This window comes from Pseudonocardia yunnanensis (assembly GCF_039534065.1).
Classification (GTDB): Bacteria; Actinomycetota; Actinomycetes; order Mycobacteriales; family Pseudonocardiaceae; genus Pseudonocardia; species Pseudonocardia yunnanensis.
Map to the genome: position 1 here is coordinate 38,053 of NZ_BAAAUS010000008.1, position 24,110 is coordinate 62,162.

At 69.3% G+C, this 24,110-nt stretch carries 26 protein-coding genes; 13 read left to right on the forward strand and 13 right to left on the reverse strand.

The window, feature by feature from the left end; translation table 11 throughout:
• Positions 1-76 precede the first annotated feature (76 nt).
• Positions 77-832, forward strand: a complete 756-nt coding sequence (locus ABD743_RS11385) for a transglycosylase SLT domain-containing protein (protein ID WP_344721530.1) — start codon at positions 77-79, stop codon at positions 830-832.
• An 8-nt stretch (positions 833-840) separates the two neighbouring features.
• Here ABD743_RS11385 and ABD743_RS11390 read toward each other — a convergent pair whose 3' ends face one another.
• The 7 genes from ABD743_RS11390 to ABD743_RS11420 all read right to left on the reverse strand — a co-directional run bounded on the left by ABD743_RS11390 (position 841) and on the right by ABD743_RS11420 (position 6,431).
• Positions 841-1,746, reverse strand: coding sequence for a hypothetical protein (locus ABD743_RS11390; RefSeq protein ID WP_344721532.1), 906 nt, complete (start codon positions 1,744-1,746; stop codon positions 841-843).
• A 291-nt stretch (positions 1,747-2,037) separates the two neighbouring features.
• Positions 2,038-2,265, reverse strand: a complete 228-nt coding sequence (locus ABD743_RS11395; RefSeq protein ID WP_344721534.1) for an RNA-binding S4 domain-containing protein — start codon at positions 2,263-2,265, stop codon at positions 2,038-2,040.
• A gap of 31 nt (positions 2,266-2,296) precedes the next feature.
• Complete coding sequence (locus ABD743_RS11400; RefSeq protein ID WP_344721536.1) at positions 2,297-3,277, reverse strand: anti-sigma factor RsbA family regulatory protein; 981 nt, start codon at positions 3,275-3,277, stop codon at positions 2,297-2,299.
• 155 nt (positions 3,278-3,432) lie between these two features.
• Positions 3,433-4,440: a 1-aminocyclopropane-1-carboxylate deaminase gene (locus ABD743_RS11405; protein WP_344721538.1), complete on the reverse strand. Its 1,008-nt coding sequence runs from the start codon at positions 4,438-4,440 to the stop codon at positions 3,433-3,435.
• A gap of 25 nt (positions 4,441-4,465) precedes the next feature.
• Positions 4,466-5,146 (reverse strand): GntR family transcriptional regulator, encoded by a 681-nt coding sequence (locus tag ABD743_RS11410; protein WP_344721540.1) that lies wholly within the window; start codon positions 5,144-5,146, stop codon positions 4,466-4,468.
• Positions 5,147-5,210: 64 nt separating this feature from the next.
• Entirely contained in the window at positions 5,211-5,504 is a 294-nt protein-coding gene (locus ABD743_RS11415; RefSeq protein ID WP_344721542.1) for an antibiotic biosynthesis monooxygenase family protein, read from the reverse strand.
• Between the two features lie 273 nt (positions 5,505-5,777).
• Positions 5,778-6,431 carry an FMN-dependent NADH-azoreductase gene (locus ABD743_RS11420; protein ID WP_344721544.1) on the reverse strand — a complete coding sequence of 218 codons (654 nt, stop codon included), beginning with the start codon at positions 6,429-6,431 and terminating at the stop codon, positions 5,778-5,780.
• A 140-nt stretch (positions 6,432-6,571) separates the two neighbouring features.
• Between ABD743_RS11420 and ABD743_RS11425 the strand changes: the two genes are divergently transcribed.
• Positions 6,572-7,453: a sigma-70 family RNA polymerase sigma factor gene (locus tag ABD743_RS11425; RefSeq protein WP_344721546.1), complete on the forward strand. Its 882-nt coding sequence runs from the start codon at positions 6,572-6,574 to the stop codon at positions 7,451-7,453.
• A 6-nt stretch (positions 7,454-7,459) separates the two neighbouring features.
• Here ABD743_RS11425 and ABD743_RS11430 read toward each other — a convergent pair whose 3' ends face one another.
• Positions 7,460-8,023, reverse strand: coding sequence for a YdeI/OmpD-associated family protein (locus ABD743_RS11430; protein WP_344721548.1), 564 nt, complete (start codon positions 8,021-8,023; stop codon positions 7,460-7,462).
• Positions 8,020-8,445, reverse strand: a complete 426-nt coding sequence (locus ABD743_RS11435; protein ID WP_344721550.1) for a VOC family protein — start codon at positions 8,443-8,445, stop codon at positions 8,020-8,022. The genes ABD743_RS11430 and ABD743_RS11435 overlap by 4 nt, the downstream gene beginning before the upstream one ends.
• A gap of 93 nt (positions 8,446-8,538) precedes the next feature.
• Between ABD743_RS11435 and ABD743_RS11440 the strand changes: the two genes are divergently transcribed.
• Positions 8,539-9,486 carry a helix-turn-helix transcriptional regulator gene (locus tag ABD743_RS11440; protein ID WP_344721552.1) on the forward strand — a complete coding sequence of 316 codons (948 nt, stop codon included), beginning with the start codon at positions 8,539-8,541 and terminating at the stop codon, positions 9,484-9,486.
• A gap of 107 nt (positions 9,487-9,593) precedes the next feature.
• Here ABD743_RS11440 and ABD743_RS11445 read toward each other — a convergent pair whose 3' ends face one another.
• The gene (locus ABD743_RS11445; protein ID WP_344721554.1) at positions 9,594-9,992 is read right to left on the reverse strand and encodes a VOC family protein; all 399 of its coding nucleotides are present in this window, start codon (positions 9,990-9,992) and stop codon (positions 9,594-9,596) included.
• Positions 9,993-10,329: 337 nt separating this feature from the next.
• On the opposite strand from ABD743_RS11445, the gene ABD743_RS11450 reads away from it, so the two are divergent.
• Positions 10,330-12,138, forward strand: a complete 1,809-nt coding sequence (locus ABD743_RS11450) for an ABC transporter ATP-binding protein/permease (RefSeq protein WP_344721556.1) — start codon at positions 10,330-10,332, stop codon at positions 12,136-12,138.
• A gap of 22 nt (positions 12,139-12,160) precedes the next feature.
• Here ABD743_RS11450 and ABD743_RS11455 read toward each other — a convergent pair whose 3' ends face one another.
• Positions 12,161-13,033, reverse strand: a complete 873-nt coding sequence (locus ABD743_RS11455; RefSeq protein WP_344721558.1) for an AraC family transcriptional regulator — start codon at positions 13,031-13,033, stop codon at positions 12,161-12,163.
• 90 nt (positions 13,034-13,123) lie between these two features.
• Here ABD743_RS11455 and ABD743_RS11460 point away from each other — a divergent pair, with 90 nt between their 5' ends.
• The 5 genes from ABD743_RS11460 (at position 13,124) to katG (ending at position 18,341) form a co-directional block, all read left to right on the forward strand.
• Positions 13,124-14,203 carry an aldo/keto reductase gene (locus ABD743_RS11460; RefSeq protein ID WP_344721560.1) on the forward strand — a complete coding sequence of 360 codons (1,080 nt, stop codon included), beginning with the start codon at positions 13,124-13,126 and terminating at the stop codon, positions 14,201-14,203.
• 41 nt (positions 14,204-14,244) lie between these two features.
• The gene (locus tag ABD743_RS11465) at positions 14,245-14,760 is read left to right on the forward strand and encodes a DinB family protein (RefSeq protein WP_344721562.1); all 516 of its coding nucleotides are present in this window, start codon (positions 14,245-14,247) and stop codon (positions 14,758-14,760) included.
• A 138-nt stretch (positions 14,761-14,898) separates the two neighbouring features.
• Positions 14,899-15,474, forward strand: coding sequence for a hypothetical protein (locus tag ABD743_RS11470; RefSeq protein WP_344721564.1), 576 nt, complete (start codon positions 14,899-14,901; stop codon positions 15,472-15,474).
• A 180-nt stretch (positions 15,475-15,654) separates the two neighbouring features.
• On the forward strand, positions 15,655-16,089 hold the full coding sequence (locus tag ABD743_RS11475; protein WP_344721565.1) for a Fur family transcriptional regulator: 435 nt from the start codon (positions 15,655-15,657) through the stop codon (positions 16,087-16,089).
• A gap of 50 nt (positions 16,090-16,139) precedes the next feature.
• Entirely contained in the window at positions 16,140-18,341 is a 2,202-nt protein-coding gene (gene katG, locus ABD743_RS11480; protein ID WP_344722151.1) for a catalase/peroxidase HPI, read from the forward strand.
• Positions 18,342-18,418: 77 nt separating this feature from the next.
• Here katG and ABD743_RS11485 read toward each other — a convergent pair whose 3' ends face one another.
• Positions 18,419-18,832 (reverse strand): nuclear transport factor 2 family protein, encoded by a 414-nt coding sequence (locus ABD743_RS11485; RefSeq protein WP_344721567.1) that lies wholly within the window; start codon positions 18,830-18,832, stop codon positions 18,419-18,421.
• Between the two features lie 131 nt (positions 18,833-18,963).
• Here ABD743_RS11485 and ABD743_RS11490 point away from each other — a divergent pair, with 131 nt between their 5' ends.
• Entirely contained in the window at positions 18,964-19,764 is an 801-nt protein-coding gene (locus ABD743_RS11490) for a helix-turn-helix domain-containing protein (protein ID WP_344721569.1), read from the forward strand.
• A gap of 7 nt (positions 19,765-19,771) precedes the next feature.
• On the opposite strand, the gene ABD743_RS11495 is transcribed toward ABD743_RS11490, so the two are convergent.
• Positions 19,772-22,483 (reverse strand): helix-turn-helix transcriptional regulator, encoded by a 2,712-nt coding sequence (locus ABD743_RS11495; RefSeq protein WP_344721571.1) that lies wholly within the window; start codon positions 22,481-22,483, stop codon positions 19,772-19,774.
• Positions 22,484-22,717: 234 nt separating this feature from the next.
• Between ABD743_RS11495 and ABD743_RS11500 the strand changes: the two genes are divergently transcribed.
• From ABD743_RS11500 to ABD743_RS11510, 3 genes are all read left to right on the forward strand, one after another.
• Positions 22,718-23,260, forward strand: a complete 543-nt coding sequence (locus ABD743_RS11500; RefSeq protein WP_344721573.1) for a TIGR03086 family metal-binding protein — start codon at positions 22,718-22,720, stop codon at positions 23,258-23,260.
• 251 nt (positions 23,261-23,511) lie between these two features.
• Entirely contained in the window at positions 23,512-23,811 is a 300-nt protein-coding gene (locus ABD743_RS11505) for a hypothetical protein (protein ID WP_344721575.1), read from the forward strand.
• Between the two features lie 18 nt (positions 23,812-23,829).
• On the forward strand, positions 23,830-24,021 hold the full coding sequence (locus tag ABD743_RS11510) for a hypothetical protein (RefSeq protein WP_344721577.1): 192 nt from the start codon (positions 23,830-23,832) through the stop codon (positions 24,019-24,021).
• Positions 24,022-24,110: the final 89 nt, after the last annotated feature.

The window sequence follows — 24,110 nt, forward strand, 5'->3', positions numbered from 1 at the left end:
GGGTCGCTCCCCCGCGCTGAAAGGGCAGTCGTTGGCTGGACACCGCTCCCCCCGTGGTCGTCGTGCGCTCTGGACAGTGGATCCCGTATCCGCCCGCCACAAGGCCGCATCCGCACCAGCAACCACGGGCCCGGTAATCCGCACCACTGTCCTCGCCACGGCCGCCGCGGTCGGCGCGGTCACCACAGGCACCCTCACCGCACTCGTCCCCAGCCCCGGTGACACCGCCACCACCGCCGCAGCCGACGAGTTCACCACCACGTCGCTCGCGTCGGACAGTTCGCCGCTCAAGTCCAACCACGTCGCCGCCCTGATCCCCGTGAGCTTCGCGGTCGACGCCACCGACGACGCCTCCGACGACTCCGCCGACGAGCACCTGGCCATGCTCGACAAGGCCACCACGCTGGCCGCGCAGCTCGCCGAGCTGCACGCCAAGCAGGCGCGCGAGCAGGCCGAGAACGACCGGATCTCAGCCCTGATCGATCGCGGCGGCCTCGACGGCTGGATCGCCGAAGCCCTGAAGATCATGGACATGCCGCAGTCCTACGCCCCCGGCCTCAAGAAGATCATCATGGCCGAGTCCGGCGGCAACCCACGCGCGATCAACACCTGGGACAGCAACGCCCGCCGGGGCACCCCGTCGCAGGGCCTGATGCAGACCATCCCGTCCACGTTCCGGGCGTACGTGCACCCCTCGCTGCGCGGCAGGTCCATCACCGACCCGGTCGCCAACATCACGGCGGGCGTGCGGTACATGATCGCGCAGTACGGGATCTCCACCCTCAAGGCCGGTGGACGCAGCAACAGCTCCGGCGACTACGTCGGCTACTGACCACGCGATCACCGCGTCGGCGCACCCTTCTTCGCCCGGAGCATGCGCCGCACCGCGGCCGTGACGCGGTCGATGCCCGACTCCTGCAGCACGAGCTGCTGATCGAGCCCGTCGTCGTCGCGAATCCCGACCACGATGGCGCTGCGGTCGCCGCTCGACACGACGATCTCGAACTCGCGTGTCATCGTCCGGTGCAGCGGCACCGCGATCGATGAGCTGTACACGAGCTCCAGTCCCAGCTCGGCCCGCTCCCGCGTCCTCGTCGAGACGGCCACGACGTCGGAGTAGTGGAACTCGTAGGTCTCCTCGTCCTTGCGACTCCCGGTGGCGAAGTCGAGCACGCACTCGTAGATCCCGAGGTGGTGCCCGGTCGGGCAGATGACCATGACGTCGTAGAGGGTGAACCTCCAGACCCTGTCCAGCCCGCTGCGACCGCGCGCCCGGTTGGCCGGCCCGAACACCACGAGCGGCCCACGACCCTGGTCAGCGAGCCGGGGCCGCCTGCGGGCCTCGGCGGGCGGATCGACCTCGTCGCTGTGCAGCTCCAGATCGTTCCTCGTCAGACCCAGGCGGCGCATGGCCCGTTCGGCGGCCGCATGGAGGTCCTCGTCGAGGGTGTGGTCCATCTCCTGGTCCGACGGCTTCGGTTCGGCCGCGGCGAGACGGCGCCGGTAGTCCGCCATCCCGGTGAACCCCTGCAGCGCCAGCACCAGTGCCAGCATCGCCACCAGGATCGCGAGTACGTGGATCTCCACCAGCAGCAGTGAGCCCGCGACCACGATGGACACCACGGCGGCCTGCTGCTGGTGCCGCGCCCGGCTCTGATCGTGCTCATCGGGTGTGATCTGGAAGTACCTCTTGACGGCCTTCTTGCGCTCGTCGCTGCCCGGCTTTCGTCCCACGGGTGCGGTCATCGTCCCGCCCCCTCGTTCGCGAGCCCGGCCTGAACCTCTACGTCACGAACACCGTGATGCTGCACGGCTCCTCCCCCCTTAGTGGCGCCATTGCCCTTCAGGTGCGGGGGTAGCTCGCCGCAGGTGCCGCAGCCGTTGCCTGTCACTCCGGCGTGGTGCGCACATGCACACCTTCGAGTGAACTACACGGCCGTATGGCACAGCGCATGGTCACCGCGCTCGCCCGAACGGCCGACGGTTCACCCGGCCAAGGGACGGGAGCCGGACCAGCCGCTCGACGGGGCAGACGGCTCAGGCAGGCGCCACCCGCGCCCGCTGCTCACCGACCGCGACGACGTCCCCGGCCCGCAGCTGCGCTCCTCGTCGGGTCTCGACCCGCCCGTTGACCTGCACCTCTTCGGCCTCGAGCAGCGCCTTGGCATGGACCCCGTGCTCGGCGAGTCCTGCGAGCTTCAGGAACTGGCCCAGCCGAATGGGGTCCTCGGCGATCGGGACATCGAGGATCGGTGATCTCGGCACGAGCCCATCATCGCGCGGGGCCGTTCCGGCCTCAGCGCCAGTGGAGCGCCCGTCGAACCCGGATCCGGAACCACGCCCGGACCGTGGTGCCGCCGGCTGTGCTGCTGGTCCGGACGAGATCCGCGAGCTGGTTCACGACATACAAGCCCCGCCCGCGAGGCTGCAGGAGGCCGGGCCTGCGCCTGCCGGCGAGGGGGTCGAGCAGCTGACCCGAATCCTGGACCTCGACGACGAAATGCCCGTTCTCCGTCCAGGTGCGGAACACGCCCGTGCCACCGCCGTGCTCGATGCTGTTGGTGAGCAGCTCGTTGGCCACCATCTCGACGTCGGCGACCCGGTCCTCGTCGAGCCCCGCGCTTCGGGCCTCCGCCATCGCAATCTGCCGGCCCCTGCTCAGCAGGTGCGCGTCGACCAGCAGCGGCCGGTCCTGCAGCGGTTGCGGCAGCGGGCGGTTGACGTCGGCGAGCACGCGCTCGATCGAATAGCCGGCGCTCGCCCGGGGCACACCGCCGTCGACCACTACCGGATGCGTGGCTTCCGCGTCGGCCAACACCTCCGGAGGGAGGCCCGCGGCGTCGTAGGGGCACAGGATCGTGGCCGGGCTACCGGCGAAGGCGAGGTTGATCAGGGCCTCGTGCTGCACCCACGCGGGGTACTCCGCCGCAGTGCGGCCTGCCCAGATCGGCTCGCCGACGATTCGGAGGCGGGTGGCGCCGACGTGCTCGTCGGCGAAGGCGAGCAGCACGTCCGGAAGGATCCGGGCCGGGTTCCGCCCGACATCACCCATGTTCACGAACCGCACGCGTTGGGCGGCCACCCCGAGCTCGACGCGCAGCGACTCCAACCGGGACGCGGGCACGGCCACCGCGACCGGCTCGTCCAAGGCAAGACCCTCGTGGACGAACGGAACCGTGCCGGCCAGGAACTCGTCCAACCCGCTGTAGAACAGCGCGGGGTGCTCGAACTGCTCATCCTGCGACGGCACCGGTTCGATCGCGTAAGTCGCACTCACGGTGCCCGCCTCCAGATGTACCGCCCTTTTCGGGCGCCTCCCGACCGCGGCCACCCGAAGGACCCGACAGCCCCATGCATCGGGTCCCGGACATTCTTACAACGAGTCGACCTTCAGGCCGAGCGGGACCGTTCGACATACCCATACGCGTCGGCTCAGGGAAAGACGCCGCTGTAGGCATTGAGCGCGGGCTGACCACCGAGATGGGCATACAGGACAGTGGAATCGGCCGGAATCGCCCCGTCGCGGACGAGGTCGATGAGCCCGGCCATCGACTTCCCCTCGTAGACCGGATCGATGATCATCCCTTCGAGCCTGCCGGTGAGGCGGATGGCATCGACCGTGGACTGCACGGGGATGCCGTACTCGTCGCCTGCCCAGCCCTCGAGCACGACGATCTCGTCGTCGCGGAGCTCGCGGTGCAGGCCGATGAGATCGGCGGTGGCGCGAGCGATCTTCTCCACCTGGGCACGGGTCTCCGAGAGCTTCGCCGACGCGTCGATTCCGAGGATGCGGCGGGGCCGGTCCTGGCCCGCGAACCCGGCGATCATGCCCGCCTGGGTGCTACCGGTCACGCTGCAGACGACGATCGTGTCGAAGAAGATCCCGAGCTCGCGCTCCTGCTCCTGCACCTCACGGGCCCAGTTGGCGAAGCCGAGGCCCCCGAGCGGGTGGTCGGATGCCCCGGCGGGGATCGCGTACGGCGTGCCGCCGGTCGCCCGGACGTCCTCGAGGGCCTCATGCCAGCTGTCCTTGAAACCGATGCCGAACCCGGCACGGACGAGGCGCACGTCGGCACCCATGATGCGCGACAGCAGGATGTTGCCCACCTTGTCGTTCACCGCGTCGGGCCAGTCCACCCAGCTCTCCTGGACGAGCACGGCCTTCAGCCCGAGTTTGGCGGCGATCGCGGCCACCTGCCGGGTGTGGTTGCTCTGCACCCCGCCGATGCTCACCAGGGTGTCCGCGCCGTGGGCGAGAGCGTCGGGCACGAGGTACTCCAGCTTCCGGGTCTTGTTGCCGCCGAAGGCCAGGCCGCTGTTGCAGTCCTCCCGCTTGGCCCAGATGCGGGCGCCCCCGAGATGGTCACTGAGCCGCTCGAGCGGGTGGACAGGGCTCGGGCCGAACAGCAACGGGTGACGCTCGAAGTCGTCGAGGGACATGGCTGGCTCCTTATCTGGTGCCCGGTCAGGGCGAAGGCGGGCCATCGAGGGGCGGGGTGTCGAGCAGGGGCGCCAACGTCTGCCAGTTGGCCCGGGTGGCGGCCGCCGCCGCGTCGACGTCGCCCGCTTCGCAGAGCGTGATGATCCGCTCGTGCTGCGCGACGGAACCCCGGCCGCTCAACGAGGAGAAGCGCAGGCGCTCCACCCGGCGCAGCACCGGCGTGAACTGCTCGAGCACGCTCCGGACCGCGTCGTTGGCGCACGCGGTGACGGGGACGTCGTGGAATTCGTCGTCGGCCGCGACCGCTGCATCGACGTCGCCCTGCCGCAATGCGTCGGCGAAGCGGGCGTTCGCGGCGCGCATGGCGTCGAGTTCGGCCGCGGACAGGTTCGGCAGTGCCTCGCGGACGGCGAGCTCGTGCATCGCCGCCGTCACCGACTGGGCGTTCCGGACGGCACGCACGTCCAGCGGGCTGACGATCGTGTAGCGCCCGGGCTTGGTGCGCACCAGACCGGCGTGCTCCAGCCGGGCCAGCGCTTCGCGGACGGGCGTGCGGCTCACACCCAGCCACTCCACCAGGTCGGCGTCATTGAGCCGCTCGCCCGGGGCGAGGGTGCCGTCGACGATGGCGTCGCGGATCGCGCGGTACGCATCCTCACGCAGAAGTGATCGAGGGACGAGACCACGATGCGACGGAACCGGCATGCAAAATATTGCATGCCGCTGATCCCGTCCTGTCAAGTCCGTCGGGCAACCCCGGCCGGACGGCTCAGGTCAGCCGGTCGTCGAAGTGCTCCACCAACGGGTCCTGCACGAAATACGGCATGAGCCGCGCGGCGAACGCCATGTAACGCACCGTATCCACGAAATTCTGCACGCTCGACTCGACGGAATCCCATTCCACAATGGCTACGAACCGCGAGGGGTCCTCGACGCCACGGACCAATTTCACCGACCGACAGCCGACCGACACGAGGAGCAGACCACACACTTCGCCGAAAGCGGAGGAAAACGCCTCCTCGGCTCCCAACCGGACTTCCATCGTGACGAACTCTGTGATCATATTCCCCCCGTCGTCGGCTTCAGGGAATCGTGGCTCCGCGCCGGCCGGCGCTCCACCTGCCGTCGACGACCACGATCCGGTCACGGCGGACGACAACCGGCCCCGCCGGAATGCGATCTCGTCAAGCCGACCATAACGAATCACCGCTGCGCAGCTGTCTCCCGGCGACCGAACTCACTGCGATTGCGCAGCAAGATCGCCGCGAGATCGGGCTATGTGCCCTCGCGGGGGCGGAAACCCTGATCTCGCGGCGATCATCGGGGATGCACGGGATCAGGCTGCCGTGCGCAGCCGCCTTGCGATGCTGATCGCGTGGTCCCTTGCGGCGGCGTGAGCGTCGGCACGCTGTCGGCGGGCGAGACCTCTCAGGTGCGCCATTGCGGGGTTGGTGTCGGCGACGGTGAGCTCGGCCGACGCGATCGCGAGATCGAGGCCCCAGACGTCACCGAGGATGCGCGAGAGGTACGGAGTGACGTGATCCCACCCCTCCCGCCCTCTCCCCGGGCCGTACCCACCGCCCCGAGCCTCGACCAGCACGGCCGGCCGGCCCGGCAGGAGCGGACGGTTGACGTCGTCCGCCCGGGGGTCGGTGATGATCAGGTCGATCCAGTGCTTGACCTGCTGCGGAACGCCGAAGTTGTACATGGGCACCGCGAAGATGTATGCGTCCGACTCGAGGAGCTCGTCGACGAGCCGCCCGGCGAGCGCGCCTGCCGAGCGTTGTTCGCCCGTGCGGGCCTCCTCGGGCGTCATGCGGCCCGCGATCGCCGCGGGCCAGACCGGCGGCAGCGGATGACACCCCAGGTCACGCCGGATGAATCCGGCGGCCGGGTAGGCACGGCTCCACTCCTGCTGCACGACGTCGGCGAGCGCCCGGCTGACCGAGCCGTCGACGTGCAGGCTGGAATCGAGTCTGAAGAATCTCATCGCCTCGTCCTTCGTGATGATCGGTGAACGAGCAGGAGACCGCCCCGTCTGTAGACTCACGCGTCGTCTCCTGTCCCGTTGCACTCGTCCTGGTCCGGTTCGTCGCCTCCTTGACGGATGCCGAACGGGAAAGGTGACCGATGCACGTACACGAGGGGTTGGCGCCGCACTTCGAGGCGCAGCGCGATCACCTGCGCGCTGTCGCCTACCGGATGCTCGGCTCGCTGGACGAGGCCGACGACGCCGTGCAGCTCGCATGGCTGCGCGCCGATCGCGCCGACCGCGGCGAGATCGAGAACCTGGCCGGCTGGCTGACCACGGTGGTGGCCCGGGTGTGCCTCGACATGCTGCGCAAGCGCCGCACACGTGCCGAGCAGCCCCTGACGCCGGCGACCGATGCGCTCATGGAACAGCGGGGTGACACGGACCCCGAGCACGAGGCCGTGCTGGCGGAGTCGGTCGGCCTCGCTCTCCTGGTCGTCCTGCAGCGGCTCACACCGGCCGAACGAGTCGCGTTCGTGCTCCACGACATTTTCGCCGTGCCCTTCGACGAGATCGCGACCGTCGTGGGGCGGTCCACGGTGGCGAGCAAGAAGCTCGCCAGCCGTGCCCGCAGCCGGATCCGTGGAGTGGCGGCGATCGACGAGGTCGATCTCGCCCGGCACCACGCCGTCGTCGAGGCGTTCCTCACGGCCGCCCGCGGCGGCGACATGAACACGCTGGTCACGCTGCTGGCGCCGGACGTCGTCCGGCGGGCCGACCGCTTCGCGGTGCCGGCCGGCACCCCCACCGACGTCCACGGCGCCCGTGCCGTCTCCGAGGAGACCCGGGTGTTCGCCCACCGGGCCCGGTCCGCCGAGGTGGCGCTCGTGGACGGGACGCCGGGGATCGTCGTCGCGCCGGGCGGGCGACTCGTCGTGGTGCTGCGCGTGACCGTCGAGCACGACCGGATCACCGAGATCGAGGTGATCGGCGACCCTCGCCGTCTCGACACGCTCGACCTGGGCACAGGACGGAACTGAACGGTGTCACGGCCGCACGTTCCGGGCGGCGCACTCGACCGTCCGTGCGATGCGGCGCTGCCTCGTCTCCGGCCGCTTGGCCCTGGCGATCCACTCCAGCGCGGCCCGCTTGGCCGACCAGGAGAACGCGTCGAAGTGGCCGGCCGCGGCCTCGTCCGCGGCGAGCCGGTCGCGCAGATCGTCGGGGATCACGCCGTTCTGCGCGTCGGCGAGCACGGACCAGGTGCCGGTCCGCTTCGCGAGGTCGACCGCCGCCTGGCCGTGGGGCGTCATGAGCCCTTGCGCGGTCAGCCGGTCGACGAGTTCCCTGTTGACCTTGCTCCACGCGCTGCGCGGGTTGCGCGGGGTGAAGCGCTGGCACCACGACTCGGCGTCGCGCTTTCGTGCCAGGCTGTCGATCCAGCCGAAGCAGAGCGCCTCCTCGATCGCCTCGCGGTGGCGGACGCTCGGGGTGGCGCTGCGTACGTGGTGGATCACGAGCCACATCTCGTCGGCGGTCTCGCAGTTGTCCCGCAGCCACGCCCGCCACTGCGCGCGGTCCGGCGCGTGGAACGTACGCACGGCGGTCACGCCGTGGTCCTGGCGGCGAGCACCTCGAGGAAGTGCGGGTTGTGCATGACGCCCAGGACGTTGCCGAACGGGTCGACCACCGAAGCGGTGACGAAGCCGGACCCGTCCCCGTGGTGGGTGATCGGCTGGTACTCGGTGGCGCCCATCGCGAGCAGCTTCTCGACCGTGCCGGCGAGGTCGTCGACGTGCCAGTGCATCACCGCGCCGCCCGGGCCGGTGCCCGCGCCGGCAGGGGCGTACCTGCGGTCGATGAAGCCGAGCTCGTCCGCGTCGTCGCCGATCCGGAACTCCAGGTAGGCCGGCGGGGCGGGCGCAGGCGGGTAGGCGTAGTACGGCTCCACCCCTAGTAGCTCGGTGTACCAGTCCCGCGCCGCGGCCAGGTCGTCCGCGTAGAAGCTGATGGTGGCGAATCCTCGGAACATCGGTGCTCCCTGAGATCGAGTTGCGATGAACGCCGTCATCATGCGGGGGTGAAGTGCTCATCTCCTGAGCACTTTTTCTGAGACGATCGCTCCATGCGCGCCGACCGGCTGGTGGCCACCCTCCTTCTGATGCAGGCGCGTGGCCGGGTGACCGCCGCCGAGGTGGCGGCAGAGCTCGAGGTGTCGGTTGCCACCGCCCGCCGCGACCTCGAGGCGCTGTCCGCAGCCGGCGTCCCCGTCTACCCGCAGCCCGGACGCGGCGGCGGGTGGTCGCTCGTCGGCGGCGCCCGCACCGACCTCACCGGCCTCACCTCGACCGAGGCGAGGGCCCTGTTCCTGCTCGCGGGCCCTGCGGCATCCGTCGCGCCGCCGGTCCGGTCGGCGTTGCGGAAGCTCGTCGGGGCGCTGCCCGACACGTTCCGGGCCGACGCGGAGGCCGCGGCCGATGCCGTCGTGGTCGACTCGACGCGCTGGGGCGACCGCAACCGCCTACGCCCCGCGGTGGTCGACGCGCTCCAGGACGCCGTCGTCCGCCGCCGCAAGGTCTCCCTGGAGTACGAGAACCGCGCCCACCACCGGACGCGCCGCGTGGTCGATCCGTGGGGGCTGGTCGACAAGGACGACGTCTGGTACCTCGTCGCCGGCACCGAGAAGGGACAGCGGACGTTCCGCGTCGACCGGATCGGCGAGATGACCGTGACCGACGTGGTCGCCGAGCGACCGGCCGACTTCGATCTGTCGCGCGAGTGGGAACGGGTGGTCGACGAGGTCGAGCAGCGCCGTTCGCTCCTCTCGGCGACGCTGCTCATCTCCGAACGCCTGGTACCGGTCCTGCGCGTCCGGTTCGGCCGGCACTGCGAGCCCCTGGAGACCCGCGACGACGGTCGCGTCCGTGTCCGCGTCGCAGCGCCGATGGCCGTGTCGATCGCACAGGAGCTCGCCGGCTGGGGCGCCCTCGTCGAGGTCCTCGAACCCGAATCCGTCAAGGCCGAGCTCGCGCGCCTCGGCTCCGAGCTCGTGGAGCGTTACGCGCCGCGGTGACGGCCACGGGGCGATCACCGGGGAGTTCGGCCGGAGATCGACAATCCCTGGTCCGAGGGACGCACGGCCACGTCGACGAATCCGTGCTCGAGCTCACCCGGACGCCCCTAGTGCTGAACCATGTCCTGGACGATCTCCATGCCGTTGCCGTCCTGGTCGCGGAACGCGAACATCGGCGGGACGCCCGGCCAGTTCAGAAGTTCGTCGACGTCCACACCGGCGGCGGTCAACTCCCTGTGCAGAGCTGCCGCATCCGGGGTGGTGAACCGGACGCCGCACTCGCGGCCGCTGGGCAGACCGTCGTGTGCCTGGACGAGTGCGATCGACACCGCCCCACCTGCCGGCGCGACCTCGATCCAACGGGAGCCGAGCTGGGGAAGCGGCATGTCCATACGCTTCTCGAAGCCGAGGGTGCCGACATAGAAGCCGATGGCCTTGTCCTGGTCGGTGACCGGGACACCGATCGTGTGGATGCCGGTGATGCGGCCGGCCGCCTGCTCGCTCATGGGTGCTGTCCTGTTCGGTCGGGGTCGCGCTCTTCCGAGGTCAGCATGTAGACCACGGCTCCGGCCCGGAGTCATCGCTGCCTGGGGAAGTTTCTCGGTTCGATGCCATTCCGTTATGTCGAGGCGTACGAATCCGAGCCCTGTGAAACGAATACGTATACCACCGCCGCCGCGTCCCGAGCAGCGCGAATGGTCGAAAAGTTCGATCAGTAGCGACGCAGGAGACGCCAGGTTGTCCAGCCGGCCAAATCTCCCGATGCAATTCGAGTGGAACTCATCACGGTCCCCGGCCGATGCGCGCGCCGCCCGCGTAGGGTCGGTTTACCGGGAGGCCGGTGTGGGCGATGGGTTGAACTGGTCGACCGAGTGGTCCACCAGCATCATGTGGATAGCCGGAGTCTTCGTGGCCACGGCAATCGGTTGTGCCGTGATCGCTGCAGTTGTCACCCGTATCACGGTGTGGGGCCGACAGTTCCGACGTCTTGCCTTTCCCTACTTCTCGCCGCGAGGCGAGGCCGGGTGGCGCCCACTGCTCAGCGTGCTTCTGCTGTTGCTGCTGACCATCACCTCGGTGCGCCTCAACGTCCTGCTCTCGTACCAGTCGAACGGCATGTACACGGCCCTGCAGCAACTCGACGCCGGGGCCTTCGCCCGATTTCTGGGGATCTTCGCCATCCTCGCCACGATCTACGTCGTGCAGGTGCTGCTCAGCTACTTCATCCAACAGCTGATCGTCATCCGCTGGCGGGTGTGGCTCAACGACCACATCATCGGCGACTGGCTCGGCGATCGGGCATATCACCGCGGCCGGTTCACCCGCTCTGCGGTGGACAACCCGGATCAGCGCATTCAGGAGGACGTCGCATCGTTCCCCGACGACTCGGCGACGCTCGCCGTCGGCGCGGTCGGGGCGCTGGTGTCGCTCGTGTCGTTCACGATCATCCTCTGGCAGCTCTCCGGGCCGTTGCCGATCTTCGGGACCGAGATCCCCCGGGCGATGACGTTCATCGCCTACGTCTACGTGATCATCGCCTCGGTGATCGCGTTCCGGGTCGGGCGCCCGCTGATCCGGCTGAGCTTCCTCAACGAGGGGTTGAACGCATCGTTCCGCTACGCATTGGTGCGCGTGCGGGACAATTCGGAGAACGTCGCGTTCCACCGCGGCGAGGAGGTCGAGGGCAACACCCTGTCGTCACGCTTCCGCCCCGTGATCGACAACATGTGGGCGATCGTGCTGCGAACTGTGAAGTTCCAGGGCTTCAACCTGGCCATCAGCCAAGCGGCCGAGGTGGCCCCCGTGCTCATCCAGGCCCCGCGCTACTTCGCCGGACAGTTGACGCTCGGCGACGTCCAGCAGACCGCCACCGCCTTCGGACAGGTGCACGACTCCCTGTCGTTCTTCCGCAACGCCTACGACCAGTTCGCGAGCTACCGCGCTGTCCTCGACCGCCTGACCGGCCTGCTCGACGCCGACGCCGAGGCCCGCGCGCTGCCGTCGGTGTGGCTCGAGGAAGGCGAGGGCCTGGAAGTGCACGACCTCACCGTGCGCCTGCCCGACGACCGGTCCTTGGTCGACTCGCTCGATCTCACGTTGACCACGGGCGACGCACTGCTGGTCACCGGAGCGTCCGGCAGCGGGAAGACCACCCTGCTGCGCAGCATGGCCGACCTGTGGCCTTACGCCACCGGGGCCGTGCGCCGCCCGCTCGACGACGGCGCCCTGTTCCTGTCCCAGCAGCCGTACGTGCCCCTCGGCGGGCTGTGCACGGCGCTGGCCTACCCGCAACCTGCGGACCGGATCGACGACGAGCAGGCGATCCGGGTGCTCCGTCAGGTGCAGCTCCCCCATCTCGTCGACCGGCTCGACGACGAGGTCGACTGGGCCCGGGAACTCTCTCCCGGCGAGCAGCAGCGACTCGGGTTCGCCCGCATCCTGATCATGCGCCCCCGGGTGGCCTTCCTCGACGAGGCCACGTCGGCCCTCGACGAGGGACTCGAGCACACCCTCTACACCCTGCTGCGCGACGAGCTGCCCGACTGCGTCCTCGTCAGCGTCGGGCACCGGAACACGCTCGACCAGTTCCACAACGAGCGCCTGGAGCTGCTCGGCGACGGCCGCTGGCAGGTCACCGCGCTACATCCGTAGCCGAGCCGGTGCCCCTCCGCGCTCAGACTCCCACCGGGTCGGTCTGCGGGATGCCCTGGAGACGGGCCGCGTCGGCGCCAGGGGGCGCGCCGAACATCCGGCGGTACTCCCGGCTGAACTGCGACGGGCTCCCGTAGCCCACGGCGTACCCGACCCCGGCGACGTCGTGCGGCTCGACGATCAGCCGAGCCCGCGCCTCCTGCAGCCTGATCTGCTTCTGGTACTGGATCGGCGTCATCGTGGTGACCGCGCGGAAATGGCGGTGGAACGACGTCACGCTCATCCCGGCGACGCGGGAGGCGTCCTCGACCCGGAACGGGTCGGCGTAGTTCTGCCGGATCCAGCGGATCGCCCGGCTGATCTGTGCCAGACGGCTGTCCGCCAGACCGATCTGCCTGACCATCGCGCCCTGCTCGCCGGTGATCAGCCGCCAGACGATCTCCCTCTCGATCGCCGCACCCAGCACCGGTATGTCGGCCGGGCGGTCCAGCAGGCGTATCAGCCGGACGACAGGATCGAGCAACTCCTCCGAGGCGGTGCTGACCGCGATGCCCGGCGTGTCGGCCGGGCCGCGATCACCGGCCGTCTCCAATAACAGACCGGCGATCAGGGCCGGATCCAGCCGCAGCCCGAGCGCCACGTACGGCGCCTCGCTGACGTGAGCGGTCACCGGCAGCTCGATCGAGACCACGAGGTATTCGCCCGCTTTGTAGTCGTATACGGTCTCGCCGACGATAGCCCGCTTCGCTCCCTGTGCGATCAGGGCGAAGACCGGGTCGGTGACGGCGGGCATGGGCTCGGTCACCGTCTCCGACGCCTTCACCACCACCGACGGCAACACCGTCTGGTCGACGTGGCGGTGCAGCAGCCGCTGCAGTTCAGGGAGAAGGCCCATACGTCCGATGCTTCCAAGATTGGCAGGATCAGGCAAGAGATTGGAAGCTTTGGCCTACGCGCTGCGGCGTGCGCGGACTGTACTTGAGCCATGCCTCTCGACTCTTATGTCTCCCTCGGCCGATCCGGTCTGCGGGTCAGCCCGTTCACGCTCGGCGCCATGACGTTCGGGGAGGACAACGGCTGGGGCTGCACGCCCGAGGAGGCCGACTCGATGATGAGCGAGTACCTCGGCCGCGGCGGCAACTTCATCGACACCGCGAACATCTACACGAACGGCCACTCGGAGAAGATCGTCGGCGACTTCTTCGCCACCCGGCCAGGACAGCGCGACCGGGTGGTGATCGGCACCAAGTTCCTCGGCAACCTCTGGGCCGGCGACCCCAACGGCGGCGGCGCAGGCCGCAAGGCGATCGTGCAGCAGGCCGAGGAGTCGTTGCGGCGCCTGCAGATGGACTACATCGACATCTACTGGCTGCACAACTGGGACCGCACCGCGCCGATCGCGGAGACGATGCGCGCCCTCGACGACCTGGTCACCGCCGGGAAGATCCGCTACATCGGACTCTCGGACCTGCCGGCGTGGAAGGTCACCGAGGCCCAGATGATCGCCGACTTCCGCGGCTGGAACCCGGCGATCGCCCTGCAGGTCGAGTACTCGCTGCTCGCCCGAACCGTCGAGGGTGAGTACATCGCGATGGCGCAGCAGTTGGGCCTGGGCGTGATGCCGTGGAGCCCGCTGCGCAACGGCTTCCTCTCCGGGAAGTTCTCCCGCAGGCGCACCGGCGGCGTCGACGCCCTGCGCACCACCTTGGTCGGCGAACCGGCGGAAGCGGACTACGACGTCATCGACGTCCTGGCGACGGTCGCCGCCGAAGCCGGTGTCTCACCGGCCGCCGCGGCCTTGTCCTGGGTCCACAACCGACCCGGCGTCACGTCGACACTGATCGGCGCGCGCCGGATGGACCAGTTGACGACCAACCTCGACGCCATCGACGTGCGCCTGAGCGAATCCCAGACCGCAGCCCTCGACAAGGTGTCGACGCCGAGGCTGAACTTCCCCGCCGACTACGCCAAGCTCTCGCTCGACCTCGCCTTCGCCGGAACGACGGTTGACGGCGTTCCCTCCGAGATGAGTCCCCTGCTCAAGGGGAGCACGGTCCGCTACTGAGCCGGCCAGGGTGCCTCCGGGTGTGGTGGCAAGATCCAGCGGTGACCACCTGGACATCCCCGGCTCCCACGCCTGTCGACGGGCCGCTGACGGGTGAGGACCGGCCCATCCTGGAGGGCTGCCTGGCCGAACAGCGCGCAACGTTGCTCAACGTGTGCGCCGGCCTGACCGCTGAACAGCTCGCCGCTCGCCCGGTGCCGCCGTCGACCTTGTCGCTGCTGGGGCTGGTTCGTCACCTGGCCAAGGTCGAACGGATCTGGCTCAGGCAGCGGGTGGCCGGGCAGGACATACCGCCGCTGCACGGCGGCCCGGGCGACGACACGGACTTCCACCAGGCCCACCCGTCACGCGCCGAACAGGACGTGCAGGCCCTGCGGGAGGAGTGGCGGCTGGCGGACGAGGCGGTCGCGGGGGTTCCGTTCAGCCACGAGATCGACTTCCGGGGCGACCCGATGTCCTTGCGGATGGTCTACGTGCACCTGATCAGCGAGTACTCGAGGCACAACGGTCATGCGGATCTGCTGCGGCAGGTGCTCGACGGCGTGACCGGCCGCTGAGCTCGACACGGCCGGATGCGTGTCGCGCAGCTGGTGGCGCACCGCGCCGCACCGTTCCGATCGACTCCCCCGCGGGGAGGGAGCACTTCCCTCCCGCGGGGGAGGTCTCATGCCGCGCACAGGTGGATCGTCCTACCCGTGACTTCGAACGCGGCACGTGAGGTGACGGCGCCGGTACCGGCCAAGGCGTCGCGGCCGATCCACGCGCTCGCCTGGGTGATGGCGGCCTGGTGCCTCGGGTTCGCCGCGGTCAACATCGCCTTCCAGGTCACCGGGCGGTTCGCGAGTGGTCCCTACGCCGACATGGCCGCCGGTCTCGCGGTGATGGACTGGATCGTCGTGGCGCTGAAGCTGCTCGGCGCCACCGTCGCCGTCCGATCGGTGATCGCGCGGCCCCCGACCGCGGTGCGCACGGTGCTCGTCTGGGGAGCGTTCGCGCTGCTCGCTCTCTACTCGGCGGGCAACGTCGTCGAACTGGTCGGCATGGTGGTCTCCGACCCGAGCGGGATCGAGCTGCGTTCGCTGGCCTACATCATGTTCTTCCTGGCCGGAGCGGCCGGGTACGGCGCTCTCGCCGTGTCCTACTCGCGCCGCACGCACGCCAGGCGCAGCCACGCGGTGCTCGGAGTCCTCGGCGCGCCTCTCGTGCTCGGCGCCCTGCTGATCGCCGCACCCGCAGCACTGGCAGCGGTGGGTCTGCTCCCGAGCGTGTGAAAGTCAACGCCTTCGCTTGCCGCGCCGCCGGGTCGCCGTCGTGATCTGCCAAGCTGCGTTCCCCATGCCTTCGGAAACCCCGGCAAACACCGTGCGTTCTCTTTCCGGCCGAGCGCGGGGCCCCGGTGCGACACGCGCCCGATTCTTGAACTATTCAAGAAACTAGGCCAGACTGCGGGTGTGCCAACGACCTCGGACTTCGAGCGCATGTTGCGCGGGGCTGCTCTGCGTGTGACGCGTCCTCGGGTAGCGGTGCTCTCCGCGGTGCACGACCATCCGCATGCCGACACCGCCTCGATCATCGGAATCGTCCGTGACGATCTCGGTGAGGTGTCCCATCAAGCCGTCTACGACGTGCTGGGCGCGCTGACCACCGCGGGCCTGGTGCGGCGCATCCAGCCGCCGGGCTCCTTGGTGCGCTACGAGGCGCGGGTCGGGGACAACCACCACCACGTCGTGTGCCGGTCGTGCGGTGCCATCGCTGATGTCGATTGTGCCGTCGGCACCACACCTTGCTTGACCGCGTCCGATGACCACGGCTTCGCGATCGACGAGGCCGAGGTCGTCTACCGGGGCCTGTGCCCCGAGTGCTCCACCGCAGCGCCCACCCTGTGATCCCGGAAGGAAGTCCCTTGTCTGACGAGCACGTCACTGTCGAGAGCAAGATGAACAAGGAGGAGGCGGAGGGCTGCCCGGTCCACGCCGGACGCCTTGGGCACCCGACCGAAGGCGCAGGCAACACCGACTGGTGGCCGAACCAGCTCAACCTGAAGATCCTCCGCAAGCACTCCGACGTCGCCAACCCGATGGACGCGGACTTCGACTACGCCGCGGAGTTCCAGACCGTTGACCTGAACGAGCTGGCCAAGGACGTCGACGCGGTGCTGACCACGTCACAGGACTGGTGGCCTGCCGACTTCGGCCACTACGGGCCGTTCATGATCCGGATGGCGTGGCACAGCGCCGGCACCTACCGCGTCGACGACGGCCGTGGTGGTGCGGGTGCCGGCATGCAGCGCTTCGCCCCACTGAACAGCTGGCCGGACAACGGCAACCTCGACAAGGCGCGCCGTCTGCTGTGGCCGGTCAAGAAGAAGTACGGCCGCAAGATCTCGTGGGCCGACCTGATGATCTTCACGGGCAACCGTGCCCTGGAGACCATGGGCTTCACGACGTTCGGCTTCGCCGGCGGCCGCGCCGACGTCTGGGAGCCCGACGAGGACGTCTACTGGGGACCGGAGCGCACCTGGCTCGGCGACGAGCGCTACACCGGTGACCGGGAGCTCGAGAAGCCGCTCGGTGCCGTCCAGATGGGCCTCATCTACGTCAACCCGGAGGGCCCGAACGGCAACCCGGACCCGCTGGGCTCGGCTCGCGACATCCGCGAGACGTTCGGCCGGATGGCGATGAACGACGAGGAGACTGTCGCACTGATCGCCGGCGGCCACACCTTCGGCAAGACGCACGGGGCGGCCGACCCGGAGAAGTACGTCGGAGCCGAGCCCGAGGGCGCCCCCCTCGAGGAGCAGGGCCTGGGCTGGAAGCAGAGCTTCGGCACCGGCAAGGGCCGGGACGTGATCACCAGCGGCCTCGAGGTCACCTGGACCTCCACGCCGACCCGGTGGAGCAACGGCTTCTTCGACAACCTGTTCGGCTACGAGTGGGAGCTGACCAAGAGCCCCGCCGGGGCCTACCAGTGGGTGGCGAAGGACGGCGCCGGCGCCAACACCATCCCGGACCCGGAGGACGGCACGCTCAACCGTGCCCCGATGATGCTCACGGCGGACCTCGCGCTGCGGGCCGACCCGGTCTACGAGCAGATCTCGCGCCGCTTCCACCAGAACCCCGACGAGTTCGCCGACGCGTTCTCCCGGGCCTGGTACAAGCTGACGCACCGTGACATGGGCCCGATCCAGCGCTACCTCGGCGCGCTCGTCCCGCAGGAGGAGCTGCTCTGGCAGGACCCGGTCCCGGCCGTGGACCACGAGCTGGTCGACGCCTCCGATGTCGCTGCGCTCAAGCAGAAGATCCTCGACTCGGGTCTGACGGTCTCGCAGCTCGTCTCCGCCGCATGGGCGTCGGCCTCGACGTTCCGCGGCAGCGACAAGCGCGGCGGTGCGAACGGCGGGCGCATCCGCCTCGAGCCGCAGCGCGACTGGGAGGTCAACGACCCCGACCAGCTCGCGCAGGTGCTGCGCTCGCTGGAGAGCATCCAGCAGGAGTTCAACTCCTCCGCGACCGGTGGCAAGAAGGTCTCCATCGCCGACCTCGTCGTGCTCGGCGGAGCCGCTGCGGTGGAGAAGGCCGCGAAGGACGCCGGCTACGACGTCCAGGTGCCGTTCACCCCGGGACGGACCGACGCGTCGCAGGAGAAGACCGATGTGGACTCCTTCTCCTACCTCGAGCCGACCGCCGACGGTTTCCGCAACTACCGCGGGAAGGGGCACCGCCTGCCGGGCGAGTACCTGCTCGTCGACAGGGCGAACCTGCTGGGCCTGACCGCGCCGGAGATGAGCGTGCTGGTGGGCGGCCTGCGGGTGCTCGGCGCGAACACCGGTCAGTCCACAGTGGGTGTCCTCACCGACAAGCCCGGCACGCTGACCAACGACTTCTTCACGAACCTGCTCGACATGGGCATCGAGTGGAAGTCGGTGGCAGGCGACGAGGACACCTTCGAGGCCCACGACCGCGCCACGGGCGAGGTCAAGTGGACCGGTAGCCGCGTCGACCTGGTCTTCGGCTCGAACTCCGAGCTGCGTGCCGTCGCCGAGGTCTACGCGAGCGACGACGCCAAGGAGAAGTTCGTGCGCGACTTCGTGGCCGCGTTCGACAAGGTCATGAACCTCGACCGCTACGACATCGCCTGATCGTCGGGTGATCATGCGAAGGGCCCTCAGGAGATTCTCCTGAGGGCCCTTCGCAGGGGTAGCGGAGCAGGACCGGATCAGCTGTGTTGGGCGTGCGGATCGAAACCCTCGGGCGCACGGTCGAGGAACGAGGCGACGGAACTGATCAGGGCGTCCGCGTCGATCACGATCACATCGGTTCCGGTGGCGAACGACTTCCCCTCACCTGTCACGATCTCCCACTTCAGCCGGACACGATCGTTGTGGGTCTGCGGACTCTCCCGAGCCTGGAACGTCGCAGCGCCGACGTGCTCGATGAACTGGGCACGGAAACCCATCAGCGCCGCCGGTCCGCTCAGAACGCCGATCAACGCGGTGTACTGCACGTCGTCGACGAAGGTCATCGACGCGAGCCGGCGCTGGTCCTCCGCCGTATCCGCATTCCAGAACTCGATGTAGCGCTCGACGGCTTGCAGGTTACGAGTGCTGGATGCCACGGTCGTGTCGGTCATGTGCTGTCTCCTCTGCCGAAGGTGCTCCTGCGCGGCTGCAACTGCACCATTGAGCGTGGAGCCACGATCGACGCCTGTCGATGACCTCCGAGATCATTGCCACGCGACCGCCTGCGCGGCAGCCTGGCGGCATGACCGCCACCACCGAACCGGTCGGGACGTTGGTTCGCCGCTGGCGGGAACGTCGCCGTCGTTCGCAGCTGGACCTGTCGCTCGCGGCAAACGTCTCGGCCAGGCATCTGAGCTGCATCGAGACGGGACGCGCGAGCCCGAGCCGCGAGATGATCGCGCGGCTCTGCGAAGAGCTCGACGTTCCGCTCCGGGAACGCAACGCGTTCTATCTGTCCGCCGGCTTCGCCCCGGTGCACGCCGAACGCGCGTTCGCCGACCTCGGCGAAGCACGTGTCGCGGTCGAGTACGTACTCACCGGCCATGAACCCAACCCTGCACTCGCCGTGAACGTGCACTGGGAACTGCTGGCCGCCAACCGCGCGGCGTCCGCATTTCTCGGTGATCTGGCGCCGGAGCTCACCACGCCGCCGGTCAACGTCCTGAGGGCAACATTGCACCCTGGCGGGCTCGCCACGCGGATCCGCAATTTCGTGCAGTGGCGGGCGCACGTTCTTCGTCGAGTCCGGCGGCAGCTGGAGCGGACGGCAGCGCCCGGCCTCGCTGAGCTGATGGCCGAGCTGGAGAGCTACCCGGTGCCGAACGGTGTCACCACCTCGGACCCAGGAGCGGGTCCGGCGGGTGACCTCGTGATGCCGATGCAGATCTCGTCCGAATACGGCGACCTCGCGCTGCTGTACACGATGACGGTGTTCGGCTCACCGCGAGACGTGACCCTCGACGAGATCGCAATCGAGACCTTCTTCCCGGCCGACGCCGCCACCGCTGCCGCACTCCGGGCCATGGCCACGACAGGCGGATGACACGACGTCAGGGCTGAAGCTGCGTGCGAGAGCTGATGCCCAGCTTCCGGAACACCTTCTTCAGGTGCCACTCGACGGTTCGAGCGCTGATGAAGAGCCGGGCCGCGATCTCGGGATTCGTGAGGCCCTGACGCACGAGCCGGGCGATCTGGGCTTCCTGCGCGGTGAGCTCGCTGCTGATCTCGAGATTCCGCTTGCGGACCTGCTCGCCAGTGGCCAGGAGTTCGCGTTCTGCGCGCGCGGCGAACGCCTCGGCACCCATCGTCGTGAACATCTCGTGGGCGGTGCGCAGCTGCTCGCGCGCGTCCACCCGGCGATGCTCGCGGCGCAGCCACTCCCCATAGAGGAGATGAGCACGGGCGAGCTCGCTGCGGATGCGGGTGCGGCCCAGCCGGTCGATCGCTTCGCGGTAGTCGCTCTCGGCAGCCGCGCCTCCCCGCACCAGTGCCCGCGCACGGGCCGCGAGGCCCAGCGGCCAGTCGGAGCCGCACGCGCGGCTCAGCTCGCTGAGCCGTCGAAGAGCAGCGGTGGCGCGCTCAGTCTGACCGCAGCGGACCGCTCCCTCGACGAGCTCGGCCAGCGTTCCCCGGATCAACAAACCGTTCTCCCACGGATGCGCCTCCGCGGACTTCGTGGCCAGTGCCAGCGCCTCCTCGGACCGGCCCATGCTGTTGTGCAGCACGGCCTCTCCCCAGGTCATGAAGGTCAGCCCGACTCCTTCGCCCCGGCGAAGCATTCCCGCACGGCCCGTGTTGATCAGTTCGGCCACCTCGGCCGCGTGGCCCTGCCATGCGGCGAGTACCACGGCACTGTGGGGAAGGAACGGGCTCCCGGTCACTTCACTGACCGCCGCGAGCTCCGCGAGCAGCGACGCGGCTGCGGCCAGCTCGCCTGCGAACACGTGCAAGAGGATGCGCGAGGTCAGCGCGAGCGGAAGCTCGCTGAGCGCCCCGGCCTCCCGGGCGAGCTGAACGTGACGGGCAGCGAGCACGTCCCAGGTCTCATCGTCCCCCAGCTCCCCAGCGGCCCATTGGGCGTGCACGAACCAGCGCAGCCCGTCCTCCTCGGTCATGCCCGGGCGGCGGAAGGCGAGCAGTACCCGCTTCAGCTCCGAGACCCCGGCGGCGGGCCCCTCGGTGTACCGCATCGCCATGCCGTCGAGCAGAAGATCGGCCGGTCGAGGAGGCTGCGCCGCGGGAGGCGCTGACCGTGCCGCCTCGGCCACCTCACACAGACTGACGCCGGCGGACGAGCCGGCAAACTTCGCAGCCCACAGCGCATCGAGGTAGGTGTCTCGCGCCAGCCGCACATCGAGCGGCTCGAGCTGCTTGGCCGCTTCGAGCAACAACAGCGGTGCTTCGCCGCCGCGATCGGTCGTGAACGTGATCTGAGCGCACAGCATGTCGGCGTGGGCGCGCTGCAGCCGGTCGAGCGGGCCCGTCATCGCGACGGACAGCAGCTCCAGGGCAACGTCCGCGGCGCCGGCCTGATGCGCGGCCTGCGCCGCAACCAGCGCCCGGGCGGCCCGGCGGGCAGGCTCACTCGTCAACTGGACGGCCCGTTCCAGGAAAGCGGCCGCAGCGGACAGACCACCCCGTGCCCGCGCCCTCCCTGCGGACCGCTCGAGATCCGCGGCGACATCCTCGTCGGGCCCGGACGCCGCCTGGGCACGGTGCCAGGCACGGCGATCCGGGTCGGCGTCGGGATCGATCGCGTCGGCCAGCGCCCGGTGCGCGATGCGCCGCTCCTCGACGGAGGCCGTTCGGTAGATCGTGGAGCGCAGCAGTGGGTGCCGGAACCGGGCTCGCGTGCCGATCTCGAAGAGCCCGGCCGCCGACGCCGGTCCCGCGGCCTCAGGCTGGATGCCGAGCAGCTCGGTCGCCCGCCACACCAGCAACGGGTCGTCGAGCGGCTCGGCCGCAGCCACCAGCAACAGCATGCGGGTGTCCGCCGGGAGCGGTGCCAGCTGCCTGTGGAAGCTCTCCTCGATCCGCCTCGGGAGCGGCGCGGCCGATCCGAACCCGCAGGTCAGCTCCGCGAGGGTCAACCCGCGTGGCAGCTCGAGCAGTGCCAGCGGGTTGCCGCGGGTCTCGGCGATGATCCGGTCGCGCACCCGCTCGTCGACGAGCCCCGGTAACGCGGAGCGCAACAGCTCCCGCGCGTCGACGTCGGGCAATCCCGCAACCACCAGCTCCGGCAGGCCGGACGACGGCTCATCCTCCGGCTCCCCCCGTGACCCGATCACCAACGCCACCGACTCGGCAACCAGCCGCCGCGCAACGAACGCGAACACCTGTGCGGAGGCGCGGTCGAGCCACTGCGCGTCATCGACGACGCACACCAGTGGCTGCTCCCGAGCGACCTCGGCGAGCAGTCCGAGCACGGCCAAGCCGACCAGCAACCGGTCCGGCGCGCGCCCGGCGACCAGCCCGAACGTGATGCCGAGTGCGTCACGCTGCGGATCGGGCAACCGCCCGAGCCGACCCAGCATCGGTGCGCACAGCTGATGCAGCCCGGCGAAGGCCACCTCCATCTCCGACTGGACGCCCGCGGCGCGCTCCACCCGGCAGTCCGACGCCTGGGCAGCCACGTACTCCAGCAAAGCCGTCTTCCCCACACCCGGCTCGCCACGCACCACCAACGCCCGGCTCTGACCTGCCCGCACGGCCATCAACAGCCGGTCGAGCACCTCACACTCGGCGTGCCGGTTCCGCATCATCGGACAGGACCTCGACTGTGCAGCTCGTCATCGCACCACCTCGACAGCGGCGGCCGCCGCTCGGGCCGCCACAACCGAGCGTAAAGAGAATTCGCGCTGCAAGGCGCCGGTAATGCCAGGTGTATACCGACCTGCCGATTTGTCACCGACAATCGGTCGCTCACGAGCGATGAATCCACGGCCCTTCGACGGTCAGTACTCCAGAGCACGTCCGCTGACCGCGTGGAGGAGTCCATGATCGACCTGACGCCGGCCTGTCGCCGGATGATCGACCTGCTGGCAGGGATCACCGATGACCAGCTCCGCCTTCCCACCCCGTGCACCGAGTACACCGTCGGCGGCCTCATCGAGCATGTCGATCAGGTGTCTCACGGCTTCAGCACGCTCGGGCATCAGGACACCGGCTCCGAGGCGACGGCCGCGCACTTCGGCCCCGGTTGGCGGGATTCCGTCACCCAGCACGTGCAGGAGCTCGGCAAGGCGTGGGACGACCCGGTCGCCTGGCAGGGCAGCACCAACCTGTCGGGCCTGGAGCTGTCCAACGAGCTGTGGGGCAAGATCGCTTTCACCGAGCTGGTCGTGCACGGCTGGGACATCGCCAAGGCGACCGGGCAACCCTTCGACCTGCCGGAACCCACGCTTCGAGCCTGCCTTGACCATGTGGCCGTATTCGTCCCGAATGCTCCGATCCCGGCGCTGTGGGACTCCCCCGTGGACGTCGAGCCCGGCGCCACGCTGATCGAACGGATCGTGGCGATCACCGGCCGTACCCCGTAACGCACGATAATTTATCCACCTGACCGCTTCCGCGCTGATCTGGCAGTCGCGGTACTACGGCCGACACCACCTTCGCTTTCGACCCGTCGAATCAGATGGTGGGTGCAGAACGTCGGCCCGATCCGATACACCCGACGATCAGGAATCCGGCGGCGGCACACGTGCGGATTCAGACCGGCGAGGACGGCTGCGTTGACGGGGCCAGACCGCGAGCACGCTTACCTCACCACGCTGCCGGCATCCCGATCGATGTGGTGCTGCTCCAGTGGGGCGGCAACCGCATCAGGCACGACGGCGGCGGGGTCGCCGCGCTGCGCGCCGCCGACCGCGCCGGAACGGTCGCCCGCTTCCCGCGCACCGAGTCGGCCCTCATCTCCCCGAAGGCGGTGCTCGCGTGGCTTCACGAGGACTGTGAAGCGGGCCTGCTCAGCCTGGCCGACGAGCACCTCGTCCGCGTCCACGTCCCGTGGACCGCATGCCTTGGCCTGAACGGGACTCGTCGTTGCAGCCGGACCTGCTGTGCAGAGACGCCGCCGAGCGCGAGCAGTTGATCGTCAGATCTCGTTCCGATGCCGTTCCTCGATCCGGACTCCGGACAGCAGGTCACCGCACAGGTGCCGTACGTGCTCAGCCCGTTCGTCATCGACCGTGCAGCGGCGAGTGTGCTCGTGCGCCACACAACTCCGGGCGCCCCGATGCGGGACGTGGTGATCGATACGCGTCTCGGCGCCCGCGACAACACAGTGCTGCTCGCTCCGTAGCTCCACGGACACGTCGTGCAGCCGCGATACTGCCTGTTCCGGCGGCAATGAAGCATTTATTCACCGATGCCCCAATAGTCGGGGTTGGG

Coding starts and splice junctions, on each gene's coding strand:
- ABD743_RS11500 (WP_344721573.1), top strand. CDS start 22,718: ATGATCGACCTGACGCCGGCCTGTCGCCGGATGATCGACCTGCTGGCA.
- ABD743_RS11485 (WP_344721567.1), bottom strand. CDS start 18,832: ATGACCGACACGACCGTGGCATCCAGCACTCGTAACCTGCAAGCCGTC.
- ABD743_RS11455 (WP_344721558.1), bottom strand. CDS start 13,033: ATGGGCCTTCTCCCTGAACTGCAGCGGCTGCTGCACCGCCACGTCGAC.
- ABD743_RS11510 (WP_344721577.1), top strand. CDS start 23,830: ATGCCGTTCCTCGATCCGGACTCCGGACAGCAGGTCACCGCACAGGTG.
- ABD743_RS11435 (WP_344721550.1), bottom strand. CDS start 8,445: ATGTTCCGAGGATTCGCCACCATCAGCTTCTACGCGGACGACCTGGCC.
- ABD743_RS11390 (WP_344721532.1), bottom strand. CDS start 1,746: ATGACCGCACCCGTGGGACGAAAGCCGGGCAGCGACGAGCGCAAGAAG.
- ABD743_RS11420 (WP_344721544.1), bottom strand. CDS start 6,431: ATGAGATTCTTCAGACTCGATTCCAGCCTGCACGTCGACGGCTCGGTC.
- ABD743_RS11405 (WP_344721538.1), bottom strand. CDS start 4,440: ATGTCCCTCGACGACTTCGAGCGTCACCCGTTGCTGTTCGGCCCGAGC.
- ABD743_RS11490 (WP_344721569.1), top strand. CDS start 18,964: ATGACCGCCACCACCGAACCGGTCGGGACGTTGGTTCGCCGCTGGCGG.
- ABD743_RS11415 (WP_344721542.1), bottom strand. CDS start 5,504: ATGATCACAGAGTTCGTCACGATGGAAGTCCGGTTGGGAGCCGAGGAG.
- ABD743_RS11445 (WP_344721554.1), bottom strand. CDS start 9,992: ATGAGCGAGCAGGCGGCCGGCCGCATCACCGGCATCCACACGATCGGT.
- ABD743_RS11460 (WP_344721560.1), top strand. CDS start 13,124: ATGCCTCTCGACTCTTATGTCTCCCTCGGCCGATCCGGTCTGCGGGTC.
- ABD743_RS11495 (WP_344721571.1), bottom strand. CDS start 22,483: ATGATGCGGAACCGGCACGCCGAGTGTGAGGTGCTCGACCGGCTGTTG.
- katG (WP_344722151.1), top strand. CDS start 16,140: ATGAACAAGGAGGAGGCGGAGGGCTGCCCGGTCCACGCCGGACGCCTT.
- ABD743_RS11425 (WP_344721546.1), top strand. CDS start 6,572: ATGCACGTACACGAGGGGTTGGCGCCGCACTTCGAGGCGCAGCGCGAT.
- ABD743_RS11410 (WP_344721540.1), bottom strand. CDS start 5,146: ATGCCGGTTCCGTCGCATCGTGGTCTCGTCCCTCGATCACTTCTGCGT.
- ABD743_RS11440 (WP_344721552.1), top strand. CDS start 8,539: ATGCGCGCCGACCGGCTGGTGGCCACCCTCCTTCTGATGCAGGCGCGT.